This is a genomic window from Allorhizobium borbori (genome assembly GCF_014196535.1).
Lineage (GTDB): Bacteria > Pseudomonadota > Alphaproteobacteria > Rhizobiales > Rhizobiaceae > Ectorhizobium > Ectorhizobium borbori.
The window spans coordinates 78883-103787 of the sequence record NZ_JACIDU010000002.1 but is presented as its reverse complement, the minus strand read 5'-3'; the positions used below and the strand labels follow the sequence as shown (position 1 = coordinate 103787).

Annotated in this window: 24 protein-coding genes; 12 read left to right on the top strand and 12 right to left on the bottom strand. The window is 62.6% G+C overall.

Annotated elements, in window-relative coordinates; genetic code table 11:
- Positions 1 to 30: 30 nt before the first annotated feature.
- Positions 31 to 915 (bottom strand): DMT family transporter, encoded by an 885-nt coding sequence (locus GGQ66_RS02535; protein ID WP_183789081.1) that lies wholly within the window; start codon positions 913 to 915, stop codon positions 31 to 33.
- 217 nt (positions 916 to 1132) lie between these two features.
- On the opposite strand from GGQ66_RS02535, the gene GGQ66_RS02530 reads away from it, so the two are divergent.
- From GGQ66_RS02530 to GGQ66_RS02520, 3 genes are all read left to right on the top strand, one after another.
- On the top strand, positions 1133 to 2431 hold the full coding sequence (locus GGQ66_RS02530) for an adenylosuccinate synthase (RefSeq protein WP_183789079.1): 1299 nt from the start codon (positions 1133 to 1135) through the stop codon (positions 2429 to 2431).
- An 83-nt stretch (positions 2432 to 2514) separates the two neighbouring features.
- Positions 2515 to 4701, top strand: a complete 2187-nt coding sequence (locus GGQ66_RS02525) for a hypothetical protein (RefSeq protein ID WP_183789077.1) — start codon at positions 2515 to 2517, stop codon at positions 4699 to 4701.
- Between the two features lie 151 nt (positions 4702 to 4852).
- On the top strand, positions 4853 to 5746 hold the full coding sequence (locus GGQ66_RS02520) for an alpha/beta fold hydrolase (RefSeq protein WP_183789075.1): 894 nt from the start codon (positions 4853 to 4855) through the stop codon (positions 5744 to 5746).
- Between the two features lie 55 nt (positions 5747 to 5801).
- Here the strand turns inward: GGQ66_RS02520 and GGQ66_RS02515 are convergent, their stop codons facing one another.
- A complete protein-coding gene (locus tag GGQ66_RS02515) occupies positions 5802 to 6272 on the bottom strand; it encodes a GNAT family N-acetyltransferase (RefSeq protein WP_183789073.1) in 471 nt (156 codons plus the stop codon).
- A gap of 190 nt (positions 6273 to 6462) precedes the next feature.
- Entirely contained in the window at positions 6463 to 6930 is a 468-nt protein-coding gene (soxR, locus tag GGQ66_RS02510; RefSeq protein ID WP_183789071.1) for a redox-sensitive transcriptional activator SoxR, read from the bottom strand.
- Between the two features lie 81 nt (positions 6931 to 7011).
- On the opposite strand from soxR, the gene GGQ66_RS02505 reads away from it, so the two are divergent.
- Complete coding sequence (locus tag GGQ66_RS02505; RefSeq protein WP_183789069.1) at positions 7012 to 8439, top strand: MFS transporter; 1428 nt, start codon at positions 7012 to 7014, stop codon at positions 8437 to 8439.
- 70 nt (positions 8440 to 8509) lie between these two features.
- On the opposite strand, the gene rpoH is transcribed toward GGQ66_RS02505, so the two are convergent.
- Positions 8510 to 9412: an RNA polymerase sigma factor RpoH gene (rpoH, locus tag GGQ66_RS02500; protein ID WP_183789067.1), complete on the bottom strand. Its 903-nt coding sequence runs from the start codon at positions 9410 to 9412 to the stop codon at positions 8510 to 8512.
- A gap of 262 nt (positions 9413 to 9674) precedes the next feature.
- On the bottom strand, positions 9675 to 10697 hold the full coding sequence (locus GGQ66_RS02495; RefSeq protein WP_183789065.1) for an RluA family pseudouridine synthase: 1023 nt from the start codon (positions 10695 to 10697) through the stop codon (positions 9675 to 9677).
- A 44-nt stretch (positions 10698 to 10741) separates the two neighbouring features.
- Here GGQ66_RS02495 and GGQ66_RS02490 point away from each other — a divergent pair, with 44 nt between their 5' ends.
- Entirely contained in the window at positions 10742 to 11128 is a 387-nt protein-coding gene (locus GGQ66_RS02490; protein WP_183789063.1) for a hypothetical protein, read from the top strand.
- Positions 11129 to 11130: 2 nt separating this feature from the next.
- Positions 11131 to 11955 (top strand): TrmH family RNA methyltransferase, encoded by an 825-nt coding sequence (locus tag GGQ66_RS02485; protein ID WP_183789061.1) that lies wholly within the window; start codon positions 11131 to 11133, stop codon positions 11953 to 11955.
- Between the two features lie 34 nt (positions 11956 to 11989).
- On the opposite strand, the gene GGQ66_RS02480 is transcribed toward GGQ66_RS02485, so the two are convergent.
- The gene (locus GGQ66_RS02480; RefSeq protein WP_183789059.1) at positions 11990 to 13144 is read right to left on the bottom strand and encodes a coiled-coil domain-containing protein; all 1155 of its coding nucleotides are present in this window, start codon (positions 13142 to 13144) and stop codon (positions 11990 to 11992) included.
- A 99-nt stretch (positions 13145 to 13243) separates the two neighbouring features.
- A complete protein-coding gene (locus tag GGQ66_RS02475; protein ID WP_237358778.1) occupies positions 13244 to 13801 on the bottom strand; it encodes a DUF1134 domain-containing protein in 558 nt (185 codons plus the stop codon).
- 295 nt (positions 13802 to 14096) lie between these two features.
- On the opposite strand from GGQ66_RS02475, the gene chpT reads away from it, so the two are divergent.
- Positions 14097 to 14759 carry a histidine phosphotransferase ChpT gene (gene chpT, locus GGQ66_RS02470; protein WP_183789055.1) on the top strand — a complete coding sequence of 221 codons (663 nt, stop codon included), beginning with the start codon at positions 14097 to 14099 and terminating at the stop codon, positions 14757 to 14759.
- Positions 14760 to 15000: 241 nt separating this feature from the next.
- Positions 15001 to 15363 carry a response regulator gene (locus GGQ66_RS02465; protein ID WP_183789053.1) on the top strand — a complete coding sequence of 121 codons (363 nt, stop codon included), beginning with the start codon at positions 15001 to 15003 and terminating at the stop codon, positions 15361 to 15363.
- Between the two features lie 144 nt (positions 15364 to 15507).
- On the opposite strand, the gene ctrA is transcribed toward GGQ66_RS02465, so the two are convergent.
- Positions 15508 to 16212, bottom strand: a complete 705-nt coding sequence (gene ctrA / locus GGQ66_RS02460) for a response regulator transcription factor CtrA (RefSeq protein WP_183789051.1) — start codon at positions 16210 to 16212, stop codon at positions 15508 to 15510.
- 442 nt (positions 16213 to 16654) lie between these two features.
- Between ctrA and GGQ66_RS02455 the strand changes: the two genes are divergently transcribed.
- Positions 16655 to 17005 carry a flagellar export protein FliJ gene (locus tag GGQ66_RS02455; RefSeq protein WP_183789049.1) on the top strand — a complete coding sequence of 117 codons (351 nt, stop codon included), beginning with the start codon at positions 16655 to 16657 and terminating at the stop codon, positions 17003 to 17005.
- 181 nt (positions 17006 to 17186) lie between these two features.
- On the opposite strand, the gene GGQ66_RS02450 is transcribed toward GGQ66_RS02455, so the two are convergent.
- The 4 genes from GGQ66_RS02450 to GGQ66_RS02435 form a co-directional block, all read right to left on the bottom strand.
- Positions 17187 to 17468 carry a GNAT family N-acetyltransferase gene (locus tag GGQ66_RS02450; RefSeq protein ID WP_183789047.1) on the bottom strand — a complete coding sequence of 94 codons (282 nt, stop codon included), beginning with the start codon at positions 17466 to 17468 and terminating at the stop codon, positions 17187 to 17189.
- A 250-nt stretch (positions 17469 to 17718) separates the two neighbouring features.
- Positions 17719 to 17994 carry a CtrA inhibitor SciP gene (gene sciP, locus GGQ66_RS02445; RefSeq protein WP_183789045.1) on the bottom strand — a complete coding sequence of 92 codons (276 nt, stop codon included), beginning with the start codon at positions 17992 to 17994 and terminating at the stop codon, positions 17719 to 17721.
- A 208-nt stretch (positions 17995 to 18202) separates the two neighbouring features.
- Complete coding sequence (locus GGQ66_RS02440) at positions 18203 to 18922, bottom strand: sugar transferase (RefSeq protein WP_370686274.1); 720 nt, start codon at positions 18920 to 18922, stop codon at positions 18203 to 18205.
- A gap of 187 nt (positions 18923 to 19109) precedes the next feature.
- A complete protein-coding gene (locus GGQ66_RS02435; protein WP_183789043.1) occupies positions 19110 to 20135 on the bottom strand; it encodes a DUF2793 domain-containing protein in 1026 nt (341 codons plus the stop codon).
- Positions 20136 to 20364: 229 nt separating this feature from the next.
- Here GGQ66_RS02435 and GGQ66_RS02430 point away from each other — a divergent pair, with 229 nt between their 5' ends.
- Genes GGQ66_RS02430 through GGQ66_RS02420 form a run of 3 tightly spaced genes read left to right on the top strand, consistent with a single transcriptional unit; the run spans position 20365 to position 24854 of the window.
- The gene (locus GGQ66_RS02430; protein WP_183789041.1) at positions 20365 to 21615 is read left to right on the top strand and encodes a sarcosine oxidase subunit beta family protein; all 1251 of its coding nucleotides are present in this window, start codon (positions 20365 to 20367) and stop codon (positions 21613 to 21615) included.
- A gap of 9 nt (positions 21616 to 21624) precedes the next feature.
- Positions 21625 to 21900: a sarcosine oxidase subunit delta gene (locus GGQ66_RS02425; protein WP_183789038.1), complete on the top strand. Its 276-nt coding sequence runs from the start codon at positions 21625 to 21627 to the stop codon at positions 21898 to 21900.
- Positions 21897 to 24854, top strand: coding sequence for a sarcosine oxidase subunit alpha family protein (locus GGQ66_RS02420; protein ID WP_183789036.1), 2958 nt, complete (start codon positions 21897 to 21899; stop codon positions 24852 to 24854). Before GGQ66_RS02425 ends, GGQ66_RS02420 begins: the two co-directional genes overlap by 4 nt.
- Positions 24855 to 24905 lie beyond the last annotated feature (51 nt).

The following is a 24905-nucleotide window of genomic DNA, read 5'->3' as shown; positions in this document are numbered from 1 at the left end:
GGTGGTTCCGGCCATTTTTCATGCGCCCCGTCAGGTTCGCGGTTTGCCCTTTTCCGCAATGGCGATGCCAGCGGTGACGAGGATGAGCGCGACGACGTGGAAGCCGCTGAGGGCTTCCCCCAGGAAGGCGACGGACAGAATGGTGCCGAAGACCGGAATGAGGTTGATGAACAGGCCGGCGCGGTTGGCGCCGATGACCTCGACGCCCTTGACCCAGAAGATCTGCGAGATCAGCGAGGGCAGGAGACCGGCGTAAAGCACGATCATCCAGCCGCGCGTGTCGGGCAGGATGGCGGCCTCGCGGGAAAGTTCCCAGAAGAGCATCGGGACCGCGCCGACGATGGCGCCGAAGGCGGAGGCGGCCATCAGGCTCTGCCAGCCTATGGCGGGTTTCCAGCGCAGGCCGATCGTATAAATGGCATAGACGGCTGCGGCGGCGATCACGAGCAGGTCGCCGAGGTTCACGTCGAGTTCCAGAAGGGCGGCGAGATTGCCGTGCGAGGCGGTGACGGCGATGCCGGCAATGGTCAGGACGAAGCCGAGAAGCTGGGCCACGGAGGCGCGGACGCCAAAAAAGGCATAGTTGATGATGAAGATCAGCATCGGGATGATCGCCTGCTCGATGGCGCCATTGACACCGCTGGTGAGTGTGAGCGCGGTATAGAGCAGGCCGTTGAACAGCGAATATCCGAAGGCGCCGTAGGCAATCAGCAGCATCCAGTTCCGGCGCATCAGCGGCCAGTCCCGCTTCAGTTGCGGTACCGAAACGGCGACGATCAGCGCGAAGGCCAGAACCCAGCGGCTGACATTCAGCACCATGGGGCTGATATGGCCGACGGCCAGCTTGCCGGCGATGGTATTTCCGGCCCACAGAAGGGTGGCGACGACGAGAAAGAAATAGGCTTTGCGGGACAAGGGGCTTGACCGTTCGCGTGCTGGTTTTAAGGAAAGAATGAAGCGGCGAATGCCGAAGATATTGGCAAATACCGCGCGGCGCATCCGTTTGTCACGTAAAAAAGCCTATTTTTGCCGCGTAAACGGAGTCGCTTTCCGCAAAACAAACCATTATAGATGCGCGGGTTTGGAATGGCCCGGGAGCGAGTTTCGCCCGGGCGTGCACAGGAATTTATCGATGACGAATGTCGTGGTTGTGGGCTCGCAATGGGGCGATGAAGGTAAAGGCAAGATCGTTGACTGGCTCTCCGAGCGTGCCGATATCGTGGTCCGGTTTCAAGGTGGACACAATGCAGGCCACACGCTTGTCATCGACGGCGTAAGCTACAAGCTTTCCCTTCTGCCCTCGGGCGTCGTGCGCCCCGGCAAGCTTGCCGTCATCGGCAATGGCGTCGTGGTCGACCCGCATGCTCTGATCGCCGAAATCGGCCGTATCGAGAAGCAGGGCGTGAAGATCACCCCGGAAAACCTGCGTATCGCCGACAACGCCACGCTCATCCTTTCCCTGCACCGCGAACTGGACGGCATGCGCGAAGACGCCGCCTCCAACAGCGGCACCAAGATCGGCACCACCCGGCGCGGCATCGGCCCTGCCTATGAGGACAAGGTTGGCCGTCGCGCCATCCGCTTCATGGACCTTGCCGACCTCGACACGCTTCCGGGCAAGGTCGACCGCCTGTTGACGCACCACAATGCGCTGCGTCGCGGTCTGGGCGTTGCGGAAGTGGCGCATGAGGCGATCATGACGGAACTGACATCGATTGCCGATCAGGTTCTGCCGTTCCGCGATACCGTGTGGACGCTGCTTGACCGCGAGCGCCGCGCCGGCAAGCGCATCCTGTTCGAAGGCGCTCAGGGTTCGCTGCTCGACATCGACCACGGCACCTATCCGTTCGTGACCTCGTCCAACACCGTGGCCGGTCAGGCCGCCGCTGGTTCGGGCATGGGGCCGGGTTCGCTCGGCTATATTCTCGGCATCACCAAGGCTTACACGACCCGTGTCGGCGAAGGCCCGTTCCCGACCGAACTGACCGACGAGATCGGCGATTTCCTGGGCACGCGCGGCCATGAATTCGGCACCGTCACGGGCCGCAAGCGCCGCTGCGGCTGGTTCGATGCGGCGCTGGTGCGCCAGTCGGTGGCCACCAATGGCATCACCGGCATCGCGCTGACGAAGCTCGACGTTCTCGATGGTCTGGACGAACTGAAGATCTGTGTTGGCTACAAGCTGGACGGTCAGGAAATCGATCATCTGCCGGCGAGCCAGGGCGCGCAGGCGCGCATCGAGCCGATCTACATCACGCTTGAAGGCTGGAAGGAATCCACCGTTGGCGCACGCAAGTGGGCGGATCTGCCCGCCCAGGCGATCAAGTATGTCCGGCAGGTGGAGGAACTGATCGGTGCGCCGGTTGCCTTGCTTTCGACCAGCCCTGAGCGCGACGATACGATACTTGTGACCGATCCCTTTGAGGATTAAGGTCGCCGCGTGGCTCGGGATGGCCTTCCGGCCCCTGCAATTACCTATCCGGCGTTTGGGCCGGAGAGCATGAGAAGGAACTGATGGCGGATTTTGTCGCGGTTATTCGCCGTGCTGTCGACGGCTTGGCGAACAATACGCCCGAAATGCGGGTGAAGGTTTACGACAAGGCTCGCAGTGCCGTTGTGCGGCAGTTGGAGAGCATGAAGCCGCGCCCGCCGGAGGCGTTGTTTCAGCGTCAGCTTTCGAAGCTTGAAGAAGCGATCATCGAGGTCGAGGCCGAGCATGCGGAAGCGTTGCCGGCCGACGACGGCATAACGCCTGTCCCGGTCGCCGAGCCTGAGCCCGTTCCGGCGGAATCCGCAGAGGAAGCGCTTGTTTACCAAGCGCCCGTGCCACAGGAGGAACCCGCCGCCGAGGTTTATCCGTCCGAGCCGGTCGCGAACGAGCACGCCCATGCCGAGCCTGCTGCTGACGTCGATCACGAGGCGGCCACCCACGACGCCGCCGGCTACGAGGAACCGGCCCGCACCTCCGAGCCTGAGACTGCCCATTCCCCCTATGAGGAGCCGGCGGCCTACAGCGACACGGTGGAGACGCGCGAGCAGGTCGAGGCCGGCTATGGTGACGACCGGCCCGTGCATGAGGCTGAGGAAACCGCGCCGGAAGACTATGTAGAGGCGGCCGAGCCGGTTGCCGCGTCCGATCGTGTGCTCGAGGAGCCCGCGCCACATGAGTCGGTGGCCTTGGAACCGGTGGCTCCGGAACCCGTTTTCGAGCCGGTCAACCACGAGCCGGAGATCGAACCGACCTTTGCGCCTGAAGAGCCTCTGACGGCTGCGGCACCCGAATTGCCGCACTGGCCCGAGGTGGCGTCGTCTGCCCCGGCCGAAACCAAGCCGGATGACGGTGGCTGGGACTGGCCCTCGCATGGACAGGTCGAGTTGCCTGCCGCACCGGTCTCCCCGGCCGCTCAGGATACGGGTCGCGCCGCCGATTCCATCATCGATGATTTCGACGCCTATCTCGAAGGCCGGGTCGCCCAGCCGGTCGAGCCCGCGGCGTCCGTTCCCAAGGCTGCTCCGGCTGCTGCTGCCAATCCTGACGTCAACGACGCCTGGCGCGATTTCGAGGCACTGATCGGTTATGATGCCGGCAAGGCTCCGGAAGCCGCGACCGGTGCCGCCCCGGCGGCTCCCGTTGCCGAGGAACGGCCCGCTGCCGAAAAGCCTGCGATCACCGAAGGCGAGGAGCGACTGGCTGGCGAAACGGCCTATCCCTATCGCGCTGTGCCGAAGCCGCGCCCGAACATCGCGAAGATCGGTCTTGCGGGTCTCGCGATCCTGCTTCTGGCCGGCGGCGGTTATGCGCTGTGGCTGAACCGCGATTCGCTGACCAACCTCTTCAACGGCCCGTCGACGCCTTCCGGTACGCCGGTCGTGGCCACCGGCAATGGTACGTCGACGCCTGGCAATGGTGTCGCGAAGCCGGTCGATCCGGCCCATAAGATCGATGATGGCGCGACGGCCACCAAGTTTACCCAGCGACTGACGGTAGACGGCAAGGAAGTGGACGAAGGTCCGGCTGCCGGCGGTGCCGGTGGCGCGCCGACCGGCGAAGGCCAGTCGGTTGCCCAGCAGAATGTCGCGCCGCCGCCGCAAACGCAGCAACCGGCCGGTGGACAGAGCGGCGCTACCGCCACGGCACCGGTCGCTTCCGGCGAGAAGATGTATCTCTACGAGGAGATGCTCGGCCAGTCGACGCCGACAGCCATCGAGGGCGGCGTAACCTGGGAAGCGCGCGAGGAAAAGGATGATGCCGGTCGGCCGCAGGCCGTCATTCAGGGCACGATTACCGTGCCGGGCCGCAGCCTGACGGCACTGGTCACCTTCAAGCGTAATTCCGATCCGTCGCTTCCGGCCAGCCATCTGGTGGAAATCGTGTTCTCGCTGCCTCCGGGTTTCGAGGGCGGGGCGATCGAAAGCGTCCAGCGCATTTCGATGAAACGGACCGAACAGGATCGCGGCAACGCCCTGATCGCCGTTCCGGCTCGCATCACGGACGATTTCCACATGATCGCGCTCAACGACTTCCCGGATGCCCGCGCGACCAATCTGGAACTGCTCAAGACCCGCGACTGGATCGATATTCCGGTAACCTATCGCAACGGTCGCCGCGCCCTGATCACCATGGAAAAGGGCGTGACCGGTACGGAGGCCTTCAACAAGGCGATTGCCCAGTGGCAACAGGCCGAAGGCGCCCAGCAGTGAGACAAGACGAGGCCGGGGCGACCCGGCCTTTTCCTTGTCCTGCCGACAGCGGAATTGATCTGTCGCTTCAAGATTGCTGACTTCTTCTCCGCGTGAAACTCTGCCATGCATAAACCTCGGGTTCGGGGAAACGCGCATGGAGAGGCAGAGCATGAAAACGGTCACCGCCGGAGTGCTGGAAATCGCCTACCGGGAAACCGGACCGAAAGACGGGTTGCCGACCGTGCTGCTGCATGGTTTTCCCTATGATATTCACGCCTTCGATGCGGTTGCCGACAGGCTGGCGGCGGCAGGCCATCGGTGTATCGTGCCGTTTCTGCGCGGTTATGGCGCGACCCGCTTTCTATCCGCGCAGACACCGCGTTCCGGCGAGCAGGCGGCTCTTGGCGCGGACCTTCTGGCGCTGCTCGATGCGCTTGCCATCGATCGTGCTCTGCTCGGCGGTTATGATTGGGGTGGGCGGGCTGCCTGCATCGTTTCGGCGCTCTGGCCGGAGCGGGTGCTGGGTCTCGTCAGTTGCGGCACCGGCTACAATATCCAGAACATTGCCGCCGCCGGCCAGCCGGTGTCTCCGGAGGAGGAGGCGCGCTACTGGTACCAGTATTATTTCCATTCCGAGCGCGGTCGCCGGGCGCTTGTCGAGAACCGTCGGGGCGTCTGCGAATATATCTGGACGATCTGGTCGCCGAGCTGGTCCTTCGACAGTGAAACCTTTGCACTGAGTGCAGCCGCCTTCGACAATCCCGATTTCGTCGATGTGGTGATCCATTCCTACCGGCACCGTTTCGGTGGGATTCCGGGTGATCCCGCGTTTGCGGCCATTGAGGCGCAACTGGCCCGCCAGCCGGATATAGCCGTGCCAACAATGGTGTTGCAGGGTGCGGATGACGGTGTGGACCCGCCCTCCGCGCGTGATTACGATGCGCCGCATTTCACCGCTTTCTACGTGCGGCGCATTCTGCCCGGCATCGGCCATAACCTGCCGCAGGAGGCACCGGATGCCTTTGCGGATGCCGTTCTCCACCTCGGGAGGTATAGCGGCTGACGGTGGGTCTCCCCGTACCGGGGATCGCACCGCTTGCCGTTCTCCCCAAAAGCGGTCAGACGCCGGAGAGCGCCTTCGTCATATAGACCGTCGTGCCGCCCATGAAGGGCTCCGTGCGGGTGATGACGTAGCCGGTGCGCTGGTAGAGCGCGACATTGGTGTCGAAGGCGGCGTTGGTCAGCAGGCGTATTTCGGCCCTGCCCGCTGCTTTTGCCTGCTCTTCGGCACGCGCCAGCAGGCGTTTGCCGTGGCCCTTGCGCTGTTCGACTGGCGAAATGGCGATGTTTTCGACCCAGAGGTGATCGTCGTGCAGCATGGTTTCGATCACGCCGACGACAAGACCGTCGTGGCTCAGGAGTTCGATCCGGTGGTCGGTAACGGCCTTTTCGTAGTCCACCCGCATCGGCATCGGTTCACGCCCGATCACCGCCACCCATCGCTTGTAGGCCGCGCGAACGATGTCGCGGATGAGCGCGGCATCGGCGGGCGTTGCGGGGATGAACTGCGTGACGGGTGTCGAATCCATGTCGTTTTCCTTGTTCGACGGTTGCTGGATAAAGAAAAACCCTGCCGGCGGGTCGCGGGCAGGGTCTGGTTCCGGTTTCGGAAGCGGCGGTCAGATCACGACCTGCTGCCTCTCATTTCCGCAAACGCCAACGCGCCCCGCTTTGCAGCATGGCAACGGCGTCGGTTCGCGAAGGTGGACACGGAATTGATCATGGCTTGAGGTTAGCAGGTAAGGCGCAGGCGTCAAGCATCCGTTGCGGGCCGGGGCCGCGTTTCGCCAGCCGGTCACCGTCATTCCAGAGGGGGCAGGTCTCCAGCGACAGGCAGCCACAGCCGATGCAGCCGTCGAGATTGTCGCGCAGTTGCGTGAGCTGGTTGATCCGGGCGGTCAGGCTGTCGCGCCAGTCCTGCGAGAGAAGGGTCCAGTCGCGGGCGGAGGGTGTGCGGCCCTTTGGCAGCGTTGCGAAGGCGGCGGCGATTTCGGCAAGCGACAGGCCAACCGATTGGGCGATGCGAATGATCGCGATGCGACGTAACACGTCGCGCCCATAGCGGCGATGGCCGGCAGCCGTGCGCTCGCTGCGAATGAGCCCCTCCGCCTCATAGAAATGCAGTGTCGAAACCGCGACGCCGCTGCGGCGGGCGACCTCGCCGACGGAAAGTTCTTTGGGCGCCATTCGTTTTCCCGTCCTGAAGGACTTGACCTCAAGTGAGCTTGAGATTGTAGCGTCGCGACAATCACGCTGCAAGGAGAACCCATGACCGAGACGACTGCGACCTGCCCGAGCGTACCGCGAGGACGCTGGGCAGACCTTTTTAGCCGCGATCTCCTGCCGAGAACGTTGCTGGTGTCCTTTGGGATCGGTCTTCATGCTTTCAACGAGATTGCCATTGCGCCGGTTCTGCCGGTCGCGGTTCTCGATTTGCACGGGGTGCGGTTTCTGCCCTGGGCCTGGTCGCTCTTCTATGCCGGTGTGGTGACGGGCGGCGTGACGGCGACGCTGTTGCGACAGAGGTTCGGGGCAAGGCGGGCGCTTGTGGCGGCCGGATTGCTGCATCTTGCCGGCATGGTTCTGGGCGTTACCGCCACGGTCATGGCGGCACTGATTGCCGGGCGTCTGGCGCACGGCCTTGCCGCCGGCTGGATCGTTGCCCTGTGCTATGGCCTCATCCCCTCACTGTTTCCGGCACGGTTGATTGCGCGGGTGTTCTCGCTGGAAGCGGCGGTTTGGGCTGTTGCCGCGCTGCTTGGCCCCATGGCCGGCGGACTGGCGACCGAGCTTTCCGGCTGGCGGGCGGGGCTTGCTGTCGCCTTTCCCCTGCTCATCACATTTCTGGCGGTGGCTTTGATGGTTGCGCCGCGCGGGGCAGGGGAAAAGATCGGCGACGGCCAGGTGACGCTTCCCGGCCGCGTGTCGCCGGCATTGTGCCTTGCCGCGGTCCTCATTCTGTCGCTGCCTTCCGCCCTGCCGGCAGAGCCCGCCGCCGCACTTGCCATTCCCGCCGGCATCCTGGTTTCTGTCCTGGCTTTCCGGTTCGATGTGCGACAGAAGGTGCGGTTCCTGCCGCCCGGTCTTTTCGGCTTTCGCACGGTCACCGGGCGGGGAAGCTGGGTGCTGTTTCTGATGTCGGCCGCCCACAGCACGACGACCGTGTTTCTGGCGTTGTTGCTGAAGCGCGCCTTCGGCCTCTCGCCGGTGTGGACCGGTCTCGTCGTCGTGACCATGGCATTGAGTTGGAGCGCCGTTGCCATCCCTGCCGGCAATGCAGAGAGCGAGGCCGCGCGCCGCCGCCTGCTGCATGCCGGGCCGCTGTTCGAAGTGGCGGGTATGCTGCTGATCGCCGGTGGCTTCGCCTTTCATGCGTTGCCGTTGATCGTTCTCGGGCAAGTCGCGGTTGGAACGGCCTTTGCGCTGGTGTGGGGGCTGCTGAACGAAGCGATCGTCAGGGATGCGGCGCCGGAGGTGCGGGCACGCGTCAGCGCCGTCTTGCCGACATTGGCCACCTGCGGTTCCATCGTCGGGGCGGGCTCAGCCGGCTGGCTGGCAGCGGTGTCCGGTGTTTCAGGCGGTGATGCGGCAGCTATTGCGGCGCAGGCGCCCTGGCTCTGGCTGTTCGGTGCGCTTTCCGCTGGGTTGGCCTTCGCTGCGGTGCGCGGCATTCGGCCGGCACACACGGAGGGTTGACGCTTAAACGAAAAAGCGCCCGACCATGGGCCGGACGCTTCCGAATGTTTCAAAGCCGATAGAAGCGCGATCAGGCGTCGACCACCTTCAGGGCCGCGGCGGCTTCAAGCGCTTGCTTCTGTACGGCTTCCTGTACCTTTTCGAAGGCGCGAACCTCGATCTGGCGCACGCGTTCGCGGCTGATGTCGAACTCGGTGGACAGGTCTTCCAGCGTCACCGGCTCTTCGGCAAGGCGGCGGGCCTCGAAGATGCGGCGCTCACGGTCGTTCAGAACGCTCATAGCGCGCGCCAGCATGTTGCGGCGGGTATCCAGTTCATCCTGTTCGATGAGAATGTCTTCCTGGCTTTCGCTGTCATCCACCAGCCAGTCCTGCCATTGCCCGCCTTCGCCTTCGGAGGCGCGCAGCGGTGCGTTCAGCGAGGCATCGCCGGAAAGGCGGCGGTTCATCGACACCACCTCCTCTTCGGAGACCTTCAGCTTGGTGGCGATTTCCGCAACCTGATCGGGGCGCAGGTCGCCATCATCGATGGCCTGGATGCGACCCTTCATGCGGCGCAGGTTGAAGAACAGCCGCTTCTGGTTAGCGGTCGTACCCATTTTGACGAGCGACCAGGAGCGCAGGATATATTCCTGGATCGAGGCCTTGATCCACCACATGGCATAGGTCGCCAGACGGAAGCCGCGCTCAGGATCGAACTTCTTGACGGCCTGCATGAGACCGACATTACCTTCGGACACGACTTCGCCGATCGGCAGGCCATAGCCGCGATAGCCCATGGCAATCTTGGCCACGAGGCGCAGATGGCTTGTCACCAGCTTGTGGGCGGCGTCGCGGTCGCCATGTTCCTGATAGCGCCGGGCGAGCATGTATTCCTGCTGCGGCTCCAGCATCGGGAACTTGCGAATTTCATCGAGGTACCGGTTCAGACCGGCTTCCCCGGCCATAATCGACGGCAATGCATTGCGGGCCATAGAGCACCCTCCTTGTCAATCGGCTCCCCTTGTCATTTCTACGCGGCGGAACCATATCCGGTTCAACGCGCGACGAAAGAAATGGCTCCCATGCGGGCAAGCCTTGTCGGCACGGTTTCATGGAAACCCGTGTCTGCGATCTAACAATTAAGTGCGGCGGAACCGTGTTTCAATAGGCGGCAGGGTCACGGCTGTGTGATGAATCAAAAAAATCGTCACTTTGTCGCGGTTGCCTGCCGGATGGGGCGGCATTTGCCTGCCTTTACCCCCTGAGCGCCTCGGCCAGTGCTTCCATATCCGCCGGTAGCGGAGATTCGAAATGCATCGTCTCGCCGGTGCGGGGGTGCTCGAAGGCGAGCATGAAGGCGTGGAGTGCCTGACGCGGAAAGGCGTTGACGATGGCCTTCGCCTCGGCCGGCAGCAGGTTCGCCTTGGTGCGGAAGGCCGCGCCGTAATCCGCGTCGCCAATCAGCGGGTGGCCGATATGGGCCATGTGGACGCGGATCTGGTGGGTGCGGCCGGTTTCCAGATGGCATTCCACCAGTGAGGCGAGGCAGGTGGCGTCCGGCTTTTCGCGGAAGCGCTCCAGCACCTCATAATGGGTAATGGCTTCGCGGGCGTCGTCGCTGTCCTCGCGCTTCACGGTGCGCTTGGTGCGATCGCCGGCGCGACCGAGCGGTGCGTCGATGGTGCCGTGCAGCCGGTCGGGACGGCCCCAGACGATGGCCTTGTAGGCGCGTTCGAGCGGGCCGGTGCGGCCATGGTCGGCGAATTGTGCGGCGAGATGCCGATGGGCTGCGTCGTTCTTGGCCACCACCATGACGCCGGTCGTATCCTTGTCCAGCCGGTGAACGATGCCGGGGCGGCGCACGCCGCCGATACCGGACAGGCTGTCGCCGCAATGGTGAATGAGCGCGTTGACGAGGGTGCCGGTCCAGTTGCCGGCGCCGGGATGGACGACGAGACCGGGGGGCTTGACCAGCACGATCAGGTCTTCATCCTCGTAGAGTACATCCAGGGGAATGTCCTCGCCCTTGGGCTCCGGGTCTTCCGGTTCCGGCATGCCGATCTCGATCGTGTCGCCCGGATGGACCTTGCGCTTCGGTTCGGTGATGGCGACGCCACCGACGAAAACCGAGCCGCCTTCGATCAGCGCCTTGAGGCGGCTGCGGGAAATCTCGCCGTCCAGCGCACCGGCCAGCCATGCATCCAGACGGCCGCTGGCGTCTTCCGGCACGATCAGGACTTTCCTTGCCGTTTCGGCTTGTTTAAAGGGATCGCTCATTCTTTTCTTTCAAACGCCGGAAACGGACCAGAAACGGGGTTGTCATGTCGCACATCGAACCAGAAGCCGAGGGTGAAAAGCCGCTCGACCCGGTTATGGATAATGTTCGCCGCAAGATGATCCGTCTGCAGATCGTCTCCGGCCTTATCATGTTCGTCAGCCTTATGGCGGTCTTCGGCGCGGTTGTCTACAAGGTCTGGGGTGGCAAGGCGGCGGCCCCGGCACCGGCGGCAAGCTCCGCTACTCTTATTCCTTCCGACCAGCCTCTGAAGTTGATTGCAGCGCTGCCGGCCGGCTTCACCGTCTCGAACGTGTCGCTTTCGGGCACGCAGGTGCTGTTCTACGGCAAGGCAGCGGATGGCGGCGCGCGCGCCTATGTGTTCGACATGACGACGGGCCGCATTGCCGCCACCATCGCGGTGGGCGAGTAGCCTTGGGCGCCCCCATCGCCATCGACGATCCCGCCGATCCGCGGGTCGCGGCCTTCCGCGACATCCGCGAGCGCGATCTTGTCGGGCGGCAGGGGCGTTTCGTGGTCGAAGGCACGGTGGTTCTGCGCATGCTGGCGGCGGCGCATGGCAAGGGGCGGTTCCGGGCGGAAACCATCCTCGTGCTGGAAAACCGGCTTGCCGGCCTTGCCGATATTCTCTCGGATTTTCCCGATGATGTGCCGATCTATGTTGCCAGCGCCGCCGTTATCGATGCCATTGCCGGCTTCAACATGCATCGTGGTGTGCTCGCCATCGGGGTGCGGCCAGAGGCGGGTTTCGATGCGCAGGCGCTGATTGCCGGCCTGCCGGAGCGGGCGCTTGTGCTTGCCGGTTGCGGCATTTCCAACCACGATAATGCCGGCAGCCTGTTTCGCAACGCCGCGGCCTTCGGCGCGGATGCGGTGATGCTGGATGCGACGAGCTGTGACCCGCTCTATCGCAAGGCCCTGCGGGTCTCGGTTGGTTCCGTTCTGGCGGTGCCCTATGTCCGGGAAGGCGATATGCTTGACCTTCTGGGGCGGCTCGACGCCGCCGGTTTTGCCGTTTGGGGCCTTTCCCCGCGCGGCGAGGTCGAGATTGGCGATATTCCCGTCAGCCCGCGCATGGCGCTGGTCATGGGCACGGAAGGCGAGGGGCTGCCGCCGGCGGTGATGTCGCGGTTTCGCACGGCGCGTATTGCGCAGCGCCCGCAGCTCGACAGCCTGAACGTGGCCATGGCGGCGGGGCTTGCGCTTTACCGGATTGCGCAGTTGCAGGGAAAAATCTGAGGCGTTCGGGTTATCCCACTCTTCCGCGCTTCGTTTACAGCCGCCGCCCCAGCTCCCGTTCGGCCATGGCGGTCTTGATGCGGCTCGCGAGGCCGATCCGGCCGCGGCCGCTGTAGGGCGGGCTGGCGATCAGGATGTCACGGACCCGCTGGGCGGCCTTGCCTTCACCGGCATGGGCTGTGACGGCGGCCGCGAGTTCGGCCAGTTCCTCGCGCAGGGCATGGTCGTCGCTGTCATCGGCTGCGTCCAGAATGCGCTGCATCAGGTGTTCGCCGCGCTGTTTCAGGCGGGCGGCATCGGGGGTGTTCTGGTGCGGCGCGCTGTCGGCTGGTGCGGTTTCAGCCGAGGCCTCACCGGTTGCGTTCGGTTCCTCGATCCCGGCGGATTTCAGCGTCATGCGATAGCTTTCCTTCTGTTTCAGCGCATCGCGCAGGCGATCGCGCAGCCGGTCCGCTTCGCGGGTGCGGCGTTCCAGCCGGTTTTCCATGTCGGCCAGATCTGCGGCCTGTCTGAGCGCCTTCTGCTCCAGCCGCGCCAGCTTGCCTTCCGACTGGCCGGAGCGGCGTTCGAGGCTGGAAAGATTGCTGCTCGTGTACGTGTAATCGGCGCGTAGCGCGTCGCGCTCATGGCGCAGTGCCTGCATGCGTGAATTCAGGTTCTCGATTTCCGCGTCACGGGCGGCCAGATCGATGCGGCAGCCGGAAACATCGACTTCCAGCCGGCGGGCGCGTTCCTCATGCAGGTCTATTTCCCGCCGCAGCGTATCGATGGTGGTCTGGGAGAGGTTGAGCGCGGCCTTGAGGTCGCCGTTATGCATGGTCGCCCGGCGGGCCTCGGCCCGCAGGTCGGCGGCGGCCGTGTTCATTTCCTCGATATGGTGATGAAGTTCAGTGTGTTCAGCCGTCAGGCGGGCTGTCTCCGCCGTCGCATCCTCCGCGTTCTTTTGCGCGGCAAGGCGGGCGTCACGCTCGCGGCGCAGATCATCGCCTAGGCGGGCGGCCTCGGTGGCAAAGGCGGCGCGTTCCATGTCCTTCTGGGCCCGCACTTCGGCCGGGCTGATCGGCATGGTGGCATAGATGCGCCGCTCCGTATAGGCAACGACGCGCCGGTGAATGGCCGGCGCAATCGCCACGGCAATGAGAGCGGCCGTCAGAAAACCCAATGCGAACAGGAGTGCGTATTCGATCACGACTGTTCTTTGTCCTCCGCCGGTTGTTCCCTTGCGTTAGACCATGGGGGCCGGGCGACCGCAAGCGGGCAAGCCCGCAAACCTCCACTCGTCCCGTGTTCAGAACGGGTTCCAGGTCGGTGATCGGGTCAGCTTGAGGTAGCCAAGATTAACGCCCAGCCGCGCTCCCAGTCCGGTGCGGATCGGCACCAGCAGCACATTGTTGTTGGACAGCACCGTCATGCCGAACCCCGCAACGATGAAGGCTGACCCGCTGACGCCGCCATACCGCTTGTAGAGCGAATCGACGGAGGGCAGATTATAGACGAGCATCATGGCCCGGGCGCCCTGGCCGCCGTAATCGATGCCAAGCGAGGGCCCCTGCCAGAAAGCGGGATGCTGGCCGGCATTCTTGGTATAAAGCTCGCCCTCGCCATAGGTCAGGCCGGCGATGAAGGCACCGGAGCCTTCCTGACCGAGAATATAGCCGTTGGGCAGGCCGTAGCGTTCGAAAGCCTTTTCCACCACTTTCGCGAGGCCGCCACTGGTGGAGCCGAAGAAGTTGTGGCCGGCATCGACGATTTCCTGAATGTCGTACTGGCCGTTATTGGCCCTGCCTGCGGCCAGTGCGGGGGCAACCGCGCCGGTCAGGCCGGCGGCGGCAAGCGTGGAGAGCATGCCGAGAAACTGTCGGCGGTGGAACCTGTCAAAGCGCATTGTTTTCGTCCTTCCAATTGGGCGCGTCCCAGCCCCTCCTCGCGCCAAACTCAAGTCCTGCGGTCCGTTTGCATGGGAATTCGCAGGCAATACGCCAATTGGGCGTTGAGAATGATATTTGCGCCCATGGTGTTAACATTCGGTTTACCAAAAATGGTGTCATTATGGCGAATATCCGCAACTGCTTCGCGCCGGGGCATCGGGCTCCCGTTTCGCGGAAGTGAGGCGGGCTGGCGCGGCGCTTCAGGAGACATTCATGCCGAAGAATCCCAATTTCACCCTGTCCGGGCCGGACCTCGCCGCGCTTCTGTGCAGCCGCGTGTGCCACGATGTCATTTCCCCGGTGGGTGCGATCAATAACGGGCTTGAACTGCTCGACGAAGGCGGCGCGGACGCCGATGCGATGGATCTCATTCGCACGAGTGCGCTGAATGCCTCCGTCCGCCTGAAGTTCGCGCGCCTTGCCTTCGGCGCTTCCGGTTCGGCCGGCTCCTCCATCGATACCGGCGAGGCCGAGAAGGCCGCCAAGGACTTTGCCGCGGCCGAAAAGAAGACGGAAGTGACCTGGACCGGCCCGCGCGCCATTGCCGCCAAGAACCGCGTCAAGCTGTTGCTCAACCTGTTTCTCGTGGCCTACAGCGCTATTCCGCGGGGCGGCTCCGTCGATGTGGCGCTGGAAGCGCCGGAATTCGATGCCGTGTTCACGCTGACGGTCAAGGGCCGCATGCTGCGCGTACCGCCGAAGTTCCTGCAGTTGTTCGAAGGCAAGCTGGACGAGGCGGTCGACGCCCACGCCATCCAGCCCTATTACACACTGCTTCTGGCGGAAGAGAGCGGCATGGAAATTTCCTATGTCGTCAATGAGGACAATATCGTCTTCACCGCCAAGCTCATCAAGTCCGAGGAAAAGGACGACTGACGGGCAGCAAGGCCCGCTGTGTGTTTCCGGCCAGATCGACGTTCCCGCACGCCCGGTGAGGCGTGCGGGAACGTTTTCGTTTGGAGCGACCGTTGCTGCGGCCCGTTTCGGAACATTTGCCGTCATTCCTGCGATCAGGCAGTAACCCTTCCTTATCGCCTCGCATGGTTGAATGCGCGAAGATCAGGGCCGCATGCGGCCCTATAACTCCGCGTACGGCATTTCGGGAAGGGTCCAGAAGATGAAGCGATTGATGATCGTCGACGGTTCCGACATCGTCCGCAAGGTCGGCCGGCGCATTCTGAGTGAACTCGGCTTTCTCGTCAGCGAAGCGCGTGATGCGCGTGAGGGCAGGGAACGCTGCGAAGCCGATCTGCCGGATGTGGTCATCATCGATGCCGGCATGGAAGATGCGCTGGACCTTGTGACCGAACTGAAACAACTGGCGAACGGGCGCGAGATCCGGATCTTTTACTGCCTGGTTGAGAACGACCTGAAGCGCATGATGACCGCCAAGCGGGCAGGCGCGACTGATTTTCTTCTCAAGCCGTTCGATCGCCGCAGCCTGACCAGTGCCTTTGCCGAGATCCAGACGGCGGCCTGACCCCTTCCAGGTGGCCCGAATTGTCCATGCGCCGGCCCCGTGGCCGGCGTTTTCCGTTGGGTCGACAGGGCAGGGCACAAATGAAAGGCCCACCCTTCACGGATGAAGGGTGGGCCCAATGTTTCGGCTGGCGGGGATGCGGTGTCAGGCGGTTTCGAGGAACTCGGCGTTGCCGTCCGGCTCGCGCAGAACGTAGCCGCGGCCCCAGACCGTCTCGATGTAGTTGGCGCCGCCGGCGGCGTTGGCAAGCTTCTTGCGCAGCTTGCAGATGAAGACGTCGATGATCTTCAGTTCCGGCTCGTCCATGCCGCCATAAAGGTGGTTCAGGAACATTTCCTTGGTCAGCGTCGTGCCCTTGCGCAGCGAAAGCAACTCGAGCATCTGGTATTCCTTGCCCGTCAGGTGAACGCGCTGGCCGCCAACTTCGACGGTCTTGGCGTCGAGGTTCACCAGAAGTTCGCCCGTGACGATCACGGACTGGGCATGGCCCTTGGAACGGCGCACGATGGCATGGATGCGGGCAACCAGTTCGTCCTTGTGGAACGGCTTGGTCATGTAATCGTCCGCGCCGAAGCCCAGGCCGCGAACCTTGTCTTCGATACCGGCCATGCCGGACAGAATGAGAATGGGCGTCTTGACCTTCGAAAGGCGCAATGTGCGCAGCACTTCGTAACCGGACATATCCGGAAGGTTCAGATCGAGCAGAATAATGTCGTAGTCGTAAAGCTTGCCGAGATCGACACCCTCTTCGCCGAGGTCGGTCGTATAAACGTTAAAGCTTTCCGACTTGAGCATCAGTTCGATGCTCTGCGCTGTCGCGCTGTCGTCTTCGATGAGTAGAACCCGCATGTTAATCCCCTTTACCGCCGCCGAAAGGTAATGACTGCCCCCTACGCGATACGGACCCAGACGTTGCCTGATTTGGAAGCTGCCACCAAATGGTTAACAAATTCTGATTCCCTCTGGCAAGGTGTATCGAATTTATTAAATAAAAATGGCACTTCCCTGTTTTCACACATGAATCTGTCATCGCCAAAACTGAATCACTACGTGAGGAAAACCCGCTAAGTGATTCAACCGACTCATCATTGCCGGTTTGTTTTTTTGAGGCGTCGTATTTACCGACCCTTAAATGATCGTCCCTATCATTAACGATGCCCGTAAACGAAAGGTTACCGACGGTAGGTTTTTGTTAAGGTCGAGAGGATTTTTCGTCACAGTTCCCTGAAAGGGGGCGTTAACGGGTGCATTGATAAGAAGGCCGGGATCTCGCGTCACGGGAGTATAGCGTATGAAGCCGCACGACAGCCTTGTCCGCCTGAAGGAATTTCAGGTGAATGAAAAACGCCGCCAACTGCAACAATTGCAGATGATGGTGTCGGAATTCGAGAAAATGTCCAAGGAGCTGGAACACCAGATCGTTCTGGAAGAAAGCAAATCCGGCATTTCCGATCCGAATCACTTCGCCTATCCCACGTTTGCGAAAGCGGCGCGGCAGCGCGCCGACAATCTTCAGGTCTCCATTCGTGACCTGAAGAGCCAGCAGGAAGCCGCCGAAATTGCGTATGAGGAAGCTGTCGCAGATCGCGACAAGGCCGCAGCGCTGGGCGAGCGAGACGGAGCGATGCGCGCGCGGGCCTGATCCGAGCGAGGTTGCCGGCCGTTAACAATTCGAACGGATCGAAGATCCGCGCGAGAAAAGTCATGCTCGTCCGGCACGATCCGCGGACGGGCATGACTTTCCTGCGCTCTTATCCAAGTCGCGGCGCGCGGGGAGTGACCCGCAGCGCCCTTTTGGCGTTTTCACCCGCTCAGGCAACAGCTTATCCCGCGATGGCGTCCGCCCATTCAGGGTGGCGCTGGACCTGCGCCTTGAAGAAGGGGCAGAGCGCAATGATGCGCCAGCCGTTTTCACGGGCATCTTCAATGACTTTCTGGGCCAGGGCCTGTCCCACGCCGCGGCCGCGCAAGGCATCCGGCACGCCGGTGTGATCGACGATGATGAGGGTCGGTGAGGTGCGCGAAAAGGTGATTTCCGCTTCGTGGCCGTCAACCGTGGCGACGTAGCGGCCACCGCTCTTGTTGTCCTCGCGGATAATTTCCATTCCTGCATCTCCTTATGTTTGGTAACAGCAGGCATCGCGCCTGCTCAGGGCCTCAAGTGGGGGGCAGTGGGTAAAAGGCAAGGGGGAAATATTCCAGCCTTTTGTTTTTGCCGCATTGTCCGATGCCGAAGCGAGCAAGCTTCGGCTGGGCATGCTTCAACGCGAAAAAGCCCGCTCGCTGCCATTGGGGCGCGAAACGGGCTTTTTGAATGGTCCTCTCAGGCTGGCTTCTGTCCAGCCGGAATTCGGATCAGTGGCGATATTGCTGGATGCGGGTGGTGCGCAGGCCGGCAAGACCGTGGTCATTGATGGAAGACTGCCAGGACAGGAATTCCTCAACGGTCAGCGTATAACGCTCGCACGCTTCCTCAAGGCTCAACAGGCCTCCTCGGACTGCCGCGACAACTTCCGCCTTGCGGCGAATCACCCAACGGCGGGTGTTTGCCGGGGGAAGGTCGGCAATCGTCAGCGGACTCCCATCGGGGCCGATGACGTATTTTACTCGGGGACGCATCACTTCGGTCATTGTACTCTCTACACAAACTCAAGACCACGTGAGAAACTTTAGCCCGCCACATTTAAAAATTGACTAAGCGAGACGCTGCAATTTTCAAACTTTTGCAATTGCGCCGCTGCACCTTTGTCGTGTTGCTGAACGCGAATGTGGTGTCACAACGGCAAAAAAGCGCCGGAATTGGGCGCTTTTCAGGAAATAAGCTGGTTTCAGAAGGGTATCAGAAGCCCTTGCCGCCCTTGAGTTCGGAAATCACGGTTCCGAAAATAATGCGCATGTCGAACAGGAAAGAGAAATTTTCGACATAATAAAGGTCGGAAGCGATACGGGCGCGGGCTTTGCCCGGACGATCGGTCGGGCCGCGAAGGCCACGCATCTGGGCCAGACCGGTCAGGCCCGGGCGCATCATGTGGCGGTGATGGTAATCCGGCACAAGTTCTTCATAGGGGATGCCGGCAGCAAGCATGCCAACCGCATGGCACCGCGGGCCGACGAGCGACATATCGCCCAGCAGCACGTTCAGAAGCTGCGGCAACTCATCGATATTCGTGCGACGCAGGATCGCACCGATCCGCGTGACGCGCGGATCGTTCTTCACGGTCTGGGCCACGCCGCTCACATCGCACAGGTCCGTGCGCATGGAGCGGAACTTGAAGACGCGAATCTTCTTGCCGTCTTTCCCCCAGCGAACCTGGCTGAAGAAAACGGGGCCGGGACTATCGAATTTGATGATGGCGGCAACCGCCAAAAAAAGCGGCAGAAGCGCAATCAGCGCTGCGCCCGACGCAAGGATATCGAAGGCCCGTTTCATCGCAAGCTGTGCAATTTTCTTCCTGCCAGCCTCTGGCAGAAGCATTTCCGTCACAGGATTTGCAGGAACGGCAGCAGCTCGGCTCGTCGCCGGTGTGTTCTCGCTTCTCAGCAGTTCAAGGATGGTCACGCTGGTCACCCGATAGACACAGTGGTTGAATCTTCATTCAGGACTTCTAAACCATCTTCCGATGTGAGTCATCCCGTAATTTAAGTATTGGTTAACCGCGGAACGTCTTTTTTTGACTAGGTTTCTGGTTGTATTTGCTGTTGATGATGGAAGCATAGGTCGTTGAAGGCTCTGTTTCCGCTAAACTTTAGAGCATTACACCCGTCAACTCCGTCTTGTGCTGACCGCATTCGAGCTGTGCATTTCCTGCATGGCTCATGAACAGCGAATCTCCCGTATTGAGCCATGCAATTGTGGTGAGGCTGCCCGAGGTTGCGCCCGAAGCGTCGCCCTTGAGCGTGGCAATCTCCGTCGTGCCATTGGCGACGAGCGTGATGTCGTGTCCCGAGGAGGTGATGACCGTCACATGCAGGTTGAGAAGGTATAGGCCGGTTTCGGCGATGACGAGCGCGGCGCCGCGTGTGAGCGGTGCGCCCAGCGATACCGTACCCTGGAGGTTGGCGATCTGCTGGAAGCCCGTCTGGCTGCCGGGTGCGGGCGTCATGGTTGCCGGATCGCACCAGGCGCGGAAGGCCGGGTTCCGCGGGTGCTGGACGTGTCCCGTCGGCGCGATGGCGAGCGCCGTTACCCAATCCGTGCCGTCGCTTACCTTCACCGCGAAGGAATTGTTGCCGGCCAGCCCCATTTCCGCAAAGCCGGTCCAGTCGGATTGAAACAGCAGTGATGCGGTATCGGCGGGCGCTGACTTGTTGATCTTGAGTTGGTGGCCGCCACCGGCATGGGTCAGAAGCGTTGCCGGGGCGGCGACCGCGAGCCGGTTCGCGGTGTCGGCGGTGGTGGAAACGCCAAGCGTCTGGCAGACGCCATGGGCCGGCAGCGGTGCCGGCCCCCAGTCTTCGCCGTCATGCACTAGCAGGGTTCGCGCCTGCGCGTCCCACGCCCGCCAGCCGGTGCGGGGCGCAAGGTAAAGCCAGGCGCCATCCTGCCACATGGCGATGCGCCCGTCGCGCCCGCTCCAGTCGCCGGAGGCAGGGGCCGTGATGGCGAAGCATTCGCCTTCCTCCGCGCTTGCCGGCGGGGTGGCCAGCATGGCCGAAAGCGTCAATTGCACGATCGCGTCGAGACGCTGCAGCGCTTCGTTGTGGGTCACATGTTTCTGCGCCTGGGAGGGCAGGATGTAGGGCATTTCGAGGTTGACGGTGGTGTCGCTCATGGTCGCGCCTTCGCTGTGATCGTTGCCACCAGTCTATGGCGGCTGGCGAACCGGGCGGATTGCGGCAGCGGCAAGTGGTTGAAATCACAGATAGGGGGCCGAAGGCCGTCCTCGCTTCTGCATTCTTTTTTCGCAAGCTTTGCGTGCGACTTTATTTTCGTCTCATTTGTGTTTGCTCTTGGCGACGGCTGTGCCAACCTGTGACCGGCCTATCGAGACGGATTCCCCCATGCGCTATTCAGCCCTTTCCATCCTCCGGAACGCTTTCAGCGGCAATCGCGACTGGAAGCCAGCCTGGCGAGAGCCGGAGCCCAAGTCCCATTACGACGTGATCGTGGTCGGCGGCGGCGGGCACGGGCTTTCCACCGCTTACTATCTCGCAAAGGAATTCGGTGTCAGGAGCATCGCGGTTCTGGAGAAATCCTATCTTGGTTCCGGTAATATTGGCCGTAATACAACCATCATCCGGTCGAATTACCTGCTACAGGGTAATAATCCCTTCTACGAGCTTTCGATGCAGCTCTGGGAGGGACTGGAGCAGGACTTCAACTTCAATGCGATGGTGTCGCAGCGCGGTATTCTCAACCTCTTCCATTCCGATGGCCAGCGCGATGCCTATCGCCGGCGCGGCAATGCCATGCGGTTGCACGGCGTCGATGCCGAGATTCTCGACCGCACCGATCTCTACAAGGTGGCGCCTTACCTCAATTTCGACCATGCCCGGTTCCCGGTACTCGGTGCGTTGCGCCAGAAGCGGGCGGGCACCGCGCGTCACGATGCGGTTGCCTGGGGATATGCGCGCGGCGCTGACAGCCGCGGCGTCGATCTGATCCAGCATTGCGAGGTGACGGGTATTCGCCGCGAAGGCGGGCGGGTCACGGGTGTCGAGACGAGCCGGGGCTTCATTGGCTGCAACAAGCTGGCGCTTGCCACCGCCGGGCATTCTTCGGTGACGGCGGAGATGGCGGGGCTGACGCTGCCCATCGAAACCCATGTGCTGCAAGCCTTCGTTTCGGAAGGGCTGAAGCCGGTGATCGATACCGTCATCACCTATGGCGGCGGTCATTTCTACATCTCGCAGTCCGACAAGGGCGGCCTCGTCTTCGGCGCGGATATCGATATGTATTCGTCCTACAGCCAGCGCGGCAATCTGGCGACGGTGGAAAAGACCATCGAGGAGGGCGTCTCGCTTATTCCCGGCCTGTCGCGCGTGCGGGTGCTGCGTTCCTGGGGCGGGGTGATGGATATGACGATGGATGGCTCGCCGATCATCGACAAGACGCCGCTCGACAATCTCTATCTGAACGCCGGCTGGTGCTATGGCGGCTTCAAGGCGACGCCGGCGTCGGGCCTGTGCTTTGCCCATCTCATTGCGAAAGACGAGGCGCATCCTGTCGCCCGTGCCCTTCGCCTCGATCGCTTCCAACGCGGCCTCGTCCTCGATGAGGGCGGCAAGGGCCCGCAGCCCAATCTTCATTGAGACAGAACCATGGCCAGTCTGATTTCCTGCCCGCATTGCGGTGTCCGCCCCAAAGAGGAATTCACCATTCGCGGCGACGCGACACCCGTACGCCCCGGCCCGGATGCGCCGGAAGAAGCGTGGTTTGCCTATGTCTATCTGCGCGAAAACCCGAAGGGCCGCATTCGTGAAAGCTGGCACCACACCAGCGGTTGCCGAAGGTTCCTGATCGTGGAGCGCGATAACGTGACCCACGAGGTCTATTCGGTGGTGGACGCCGCCCAAGCGAAGGAGGCCGCCGAATGAGCGCCTATCGCCTGACCACTGGCGGTCTGGTCGACCGCAGCGCCGGCCTTGCCTTCACCTTCGATGGTCGCCCGATGCGCGGCTTCGCGGGAGACACGCTCGCCTCCGCGCTGCTTGCCAACAACGAGGTGCTGGTTGGCCGCTCGTTCAAGTATCACCGTCCGCGCGGCATCCTGACCGCCGGTTCCGCCGAGCCGAATGCGCTCGTCACCATCGGCACGGGCGGACGGCGTGAGCCGAATACCCGCGCGACCGTTGCCGAACTTTTCAATGGTCTGGACGCCATCAGCCAGAACCGCTGGCCCTCGCTGAAGCACGATATCGGTGCGGTGAACGGCCTGCTTTCGCCCTTTCTCGGGGCCGGTTTCTACTACAAGACCTTCATGTGGCCCGCTGCTTTCTGGGAAAAGGTCTATGAGCCGATCATCCGTCGCGCCGCCGGTCTCGGCAAGGCATCGATGCAGCCGGACCCCGATCGCTATGAAAAGGCCTGGGCGCATTGCGACCTGCTGGTGATCGGCGCCGGTGCCGCCGGGCTGATGGCGGCGCTCACCGCCGCACGTTCCGGCCTGCGCGTCATTCTGGCCGATGAAGGTTTCCGCATGGGTGGCGCGCTGCTTTCGGAAACCGCGAAGATCGGCGGACAGGCACCGGCGGATTTCGTCGCCTCCGTTCTCGAAGAGCTGAAAAGCTTCCCCGACGTGACGCTGATGCCGCGCACCACCGTGTTCGGGTGGTATGACGACAACGTCTTCGGCGCGGTGGAAAAGGTGCAGAAGCATGTGGCCGAACCTTCGCCGGACAGGCCGGTGGAGCGGGTGTGGCGCATCATCGCCAAGCGCGCGATCATGGCGACGGGGGCGGAGGAGCGTCCACTCGTCTTTGGCGGCAACGATACGCCCGGCGTGATGATGGCCTCGGCCATGCGGACCTATCTCAACCGCTATGCGGTGGCGGCGGGCCGCAAGGTCGCGGTCTTCACCAATGGCGGTTCGGGCTATGCGACGGCGCAGGCCTTTGCATCCAACGGTATCGAGATTGCGGCCATCATCGACAGTCGCGCCGTCGTGCCTGACGTCGCGCCGAAAGGCGCGCGGATCATTCACAATGGCGGCATCGTCGCCACCAAGGGCGGAAACCGGCTTTCCGGTGTCGTTGTCGAGCGTTCGGGCTTCGAAGAGGTCATCGAGTGCGATGCGCTCGCCATGTCCGGCGGCTGGTCGCCGGTGGTGCACCTTGCCTGCCAGCGTGGCCGGAAGCCGGTCTGGTCGGATGAACACCAGGCGTTCCTCGCGCCGGAAAACGGTGATCTTCTGACGCCGGCGGGTGCGGCGGCGGGGCTTTCCGGTCTTGGTGATGCGTTGAAGGACGGGCAGGAAAAGGCGCTCGCCATCCTGCGCGGCCTCGGCAAGCGCCCGAAACTGCGCGATCTGCCGGAGGTGGAGGGCGAATACGATCCCGCCTTCGCGCCGCTCTGGTACGTGCCGGGTGCCCAGCAGAAGGCTTTTGTCGATTTCCAGAACGATGTGCATGTGGCCGATCTCGGCCTTGCCAAGCGCGAGGCCTATGGCTTCGTGGAACATGCCAAGCGATACACCACCGGCGGCATGGCCACCGATCAGGGCAAGCTCGGCAATGTCAACATGGCCGGCATTCTCGCGGGCATGAAGGGCGTTTCGCCGGCCGAAATTGGCACCACCACCTTCCGGCCGTTCTACACGCCGGTCTCGTTCGGGGCGATGGCGGGCACTTCGCGGGACAAGGAGTCGCGGCCGACCCGCTATTCGCCGCTGCATAACTGGGCGAAGAAGAACGGCGCGACCTTCGTGGAAGCGGGTCTCTGGTACCGTTCCGCCTGGTTCCCGCGCGCGGGTGAGGCGACGTGGCGCGACAGCGTGGACCGCGAGGTTCTCAACGTGCGCGCCAATGCCGGGCTGTGCGATGTCTCCACGCTGGGCAAGATCGAGATTTTCGGAGCGGATGCGGCGGAATTCCTGAACAGGGTCTATTCCAATGCCTTCCTCAAACTGCCGGTCGGCAGGGCGCGCTACGGCCTCATGCTGCGTGAGGATGGCATCGTCTTCGATGACGGCACGACCAGCCGTCTCGCTGAGAACCATTATTTCATGACCACCACCACCGGCCATGCGGCGGAGGTGATGACCCATCTCGAACATTGCGCCCAGACGCTCTGGCCGAACCTTGATGTGCGCTTCGTTTCCTCTTCGGATCAATGGGCGCAGATGGCGCTGGCCGGGCCGAAATCGCGGACCATTCTTCAGGAACTGGTGGAAGACGATCTTTCCAATGAGGCGTTTCCGTTCCTGTCGGCCCGCGAGGTCATGCTCAAGGGCGGGCTGAAGGCACGGCTCTTCCGCATCTCCTTCTCAGGCGAACTTGCCTACGAACTGGCGGTGCCCGCCGGCTATGGCGAGGCCGTTGCCGATGCGCTGATGGAGGCGGGTGCGCCACACGGCATCTGCGCCTATGGCGTCGAGGCGCTTGCCGTTCTGCGCATCGAGAAAGGCCATGTGACCCACAATGAACTCGACGGGCGCACCACGCCCGATGATGTCGGTCTCGGCAAAATGGTGTCCGGCACCAAGCCCGATTTCATCGGCAAGCATCTGGCGGGTCGCTTCGGATTGACGGCGGCGGACCGGCTGCAACTCGTCGGGCTGAAGCCTGTCGATGTCGCCAATACCATCCGCGCCGGCTCGCATATCCTCAAGGAGGGCGCAAAACCGTCGCTGACCAACGATCAGGGGCATGTGTCCTCGGCCTGCTATTCGCCTGGCCTGCAATCGCCCATCGCGCTGGCGCTGATCAAATCGGGGCGCGAGCGTCACGGCGAGAAGGTCATCGTGTGGGACGGCCTGCGCAACGAGGAATTTCCGGCCGTCATCTGTTCTCCGGTCTTCATCGATCCGGAAAACGGCAGGCTGCACCAGTAAGCATTTCCAGCAGGAGTGCGTCGCGGTTCTGCGTTGGGAAATGCGAAAACA

Coding starts and splice junctions, on each gene's coding strand:
- GGQ66_RS02505 (WP_183789069.1), top strand. CDS start 7,012: ATGACCGAGACGACTGCGACCTGCCCGAGCGTACCGCGAGGACGCTGG.
- chpT (WP_183789055.1), top strand. CDS start 14,097: ATGCCGAAGAATCCCAATTTCACCCTGTCCGGGCCGGACCTCGCCGCG.
- GGQ66_RS02495 (WP_183789065.1), bottom strand. CDS start 10,697: ATGAGCGATCCCTTTAAACAAGCCGAAACGGCAAGGAAAGTCCTGATC.
- rpoH (WP_183789067.1), bottom strand. CDS start 9,412: ATGGCCCGCAATGCATTGCCGTCGATTATGGCCGGGGAAGCCGGTCTG.
- GGQ66_RS02455 (WP_183789049.1), top strand. CDS start 16,655: ATGAAGCCGCACGACAGCCTTGTCCGCCTGAAGGAATTTCAGGTGAAT.
- GGQ66_RS02525 (WP_183789077.1), top strand. CDS start 2,515: ATGGCGGATTTTGTCGCGGTTATTCGCCGTGCTGTCGACGGCTTGGCG.
- GGQ66_RS02430 (WP_183789041.1), top strand. CDS start 20,365: ATGCGCTATTCAGCCCTTTCCATCCTCCGGAACGCTTTCAGCGGCAAT.
- GGQ66_RS02520 (WP_183789075.1), top strand. CDS start 4,853: ATGAAAACGGTCACCGCCGGAGTGCTGGAAATCGCCTACCGGGAAACC.
- ctrA (WP_183789051.1), bottom strand. CDS start 16,212: ATGCGGGTTCTACTCATCGAAGACGACAGCGCGACAGCGCAGAGCATC.
- GGQ66_RS02515 (WP_183789073.1), bottom strand. CDS start 6,272: ATGGATTCGACACCCGTCACGCAGTTCATCCCCGCAACGCCCGCCGAT.
- GGQ66_RS02435 (WP_183789043.1), bottom strand. CDS start 20,135: ATGAGCGACACCACCGTCAACCTCGAAATGCCCTACATCCTGCCCTCC.
- GGQ66_RS02425 (WP_183789038.1), top strand. CDS start 21,625: ATGGCCAGTCTGATTTCCTGCCCGCATTGCGGTGTCCGCCCCAAAGAG.
- GGQ66_RS02490 (WP_183789063.1), top strand. CDS start 10,742: ATGTCGCACATCGAACCAGAAGCCGAGGGTGAAAAGCCGCTCGACCCG.
- soxR (WP_183789071.1), bottom strand. CDS start 6,930: ATGGCGCCCAAAGAACTTTCCGTCGGCGAGGTCGCCCGCCGCAGCGGC.
- GGQ66_RS02420 (WP_183789036.1), top strand. CDS start 21,897: ATGAGCGCCTATCGCCTGACCACTGGCGGTCTGGTCGACCGCAGCGCC.
- GGQ66_RS02530 (WP_183789079.1), top strand. CDS start 1,133: ATGACGAATGTCGTGGTTGTGGGCTCGCAATGGGGCGATGAAGGTAAA.
- GGQ66_RS02465 (WP_183789053.1), top strand. CDS start 15,001: ATGAAGCGATTGATGATCGTCGACGGTTCCGACATCGTCCGCAAGGTC.
- GGQ66_RS02450 (WP_183789047.1), bottom strand. CDS start 17,468: ATGGAAATTATCCGCGAGGACAACAAGAGCGGTGGCCGCTACGTCGCC.
- GGQ66_RS02475 (WP_237358778.1), bottom strand. CDS start 13,801: ATGCTCTCCACGCTTGCCGCCGCCGGCCTGACCGGCGCGGTTGCCCCC.
- sciP (WP_183789045.1), bottom strand. CDS start 17,994: ATGACCGAAGTGATGCGTCCCCGAGTAAAATACGTCATCGGCCCCGAT.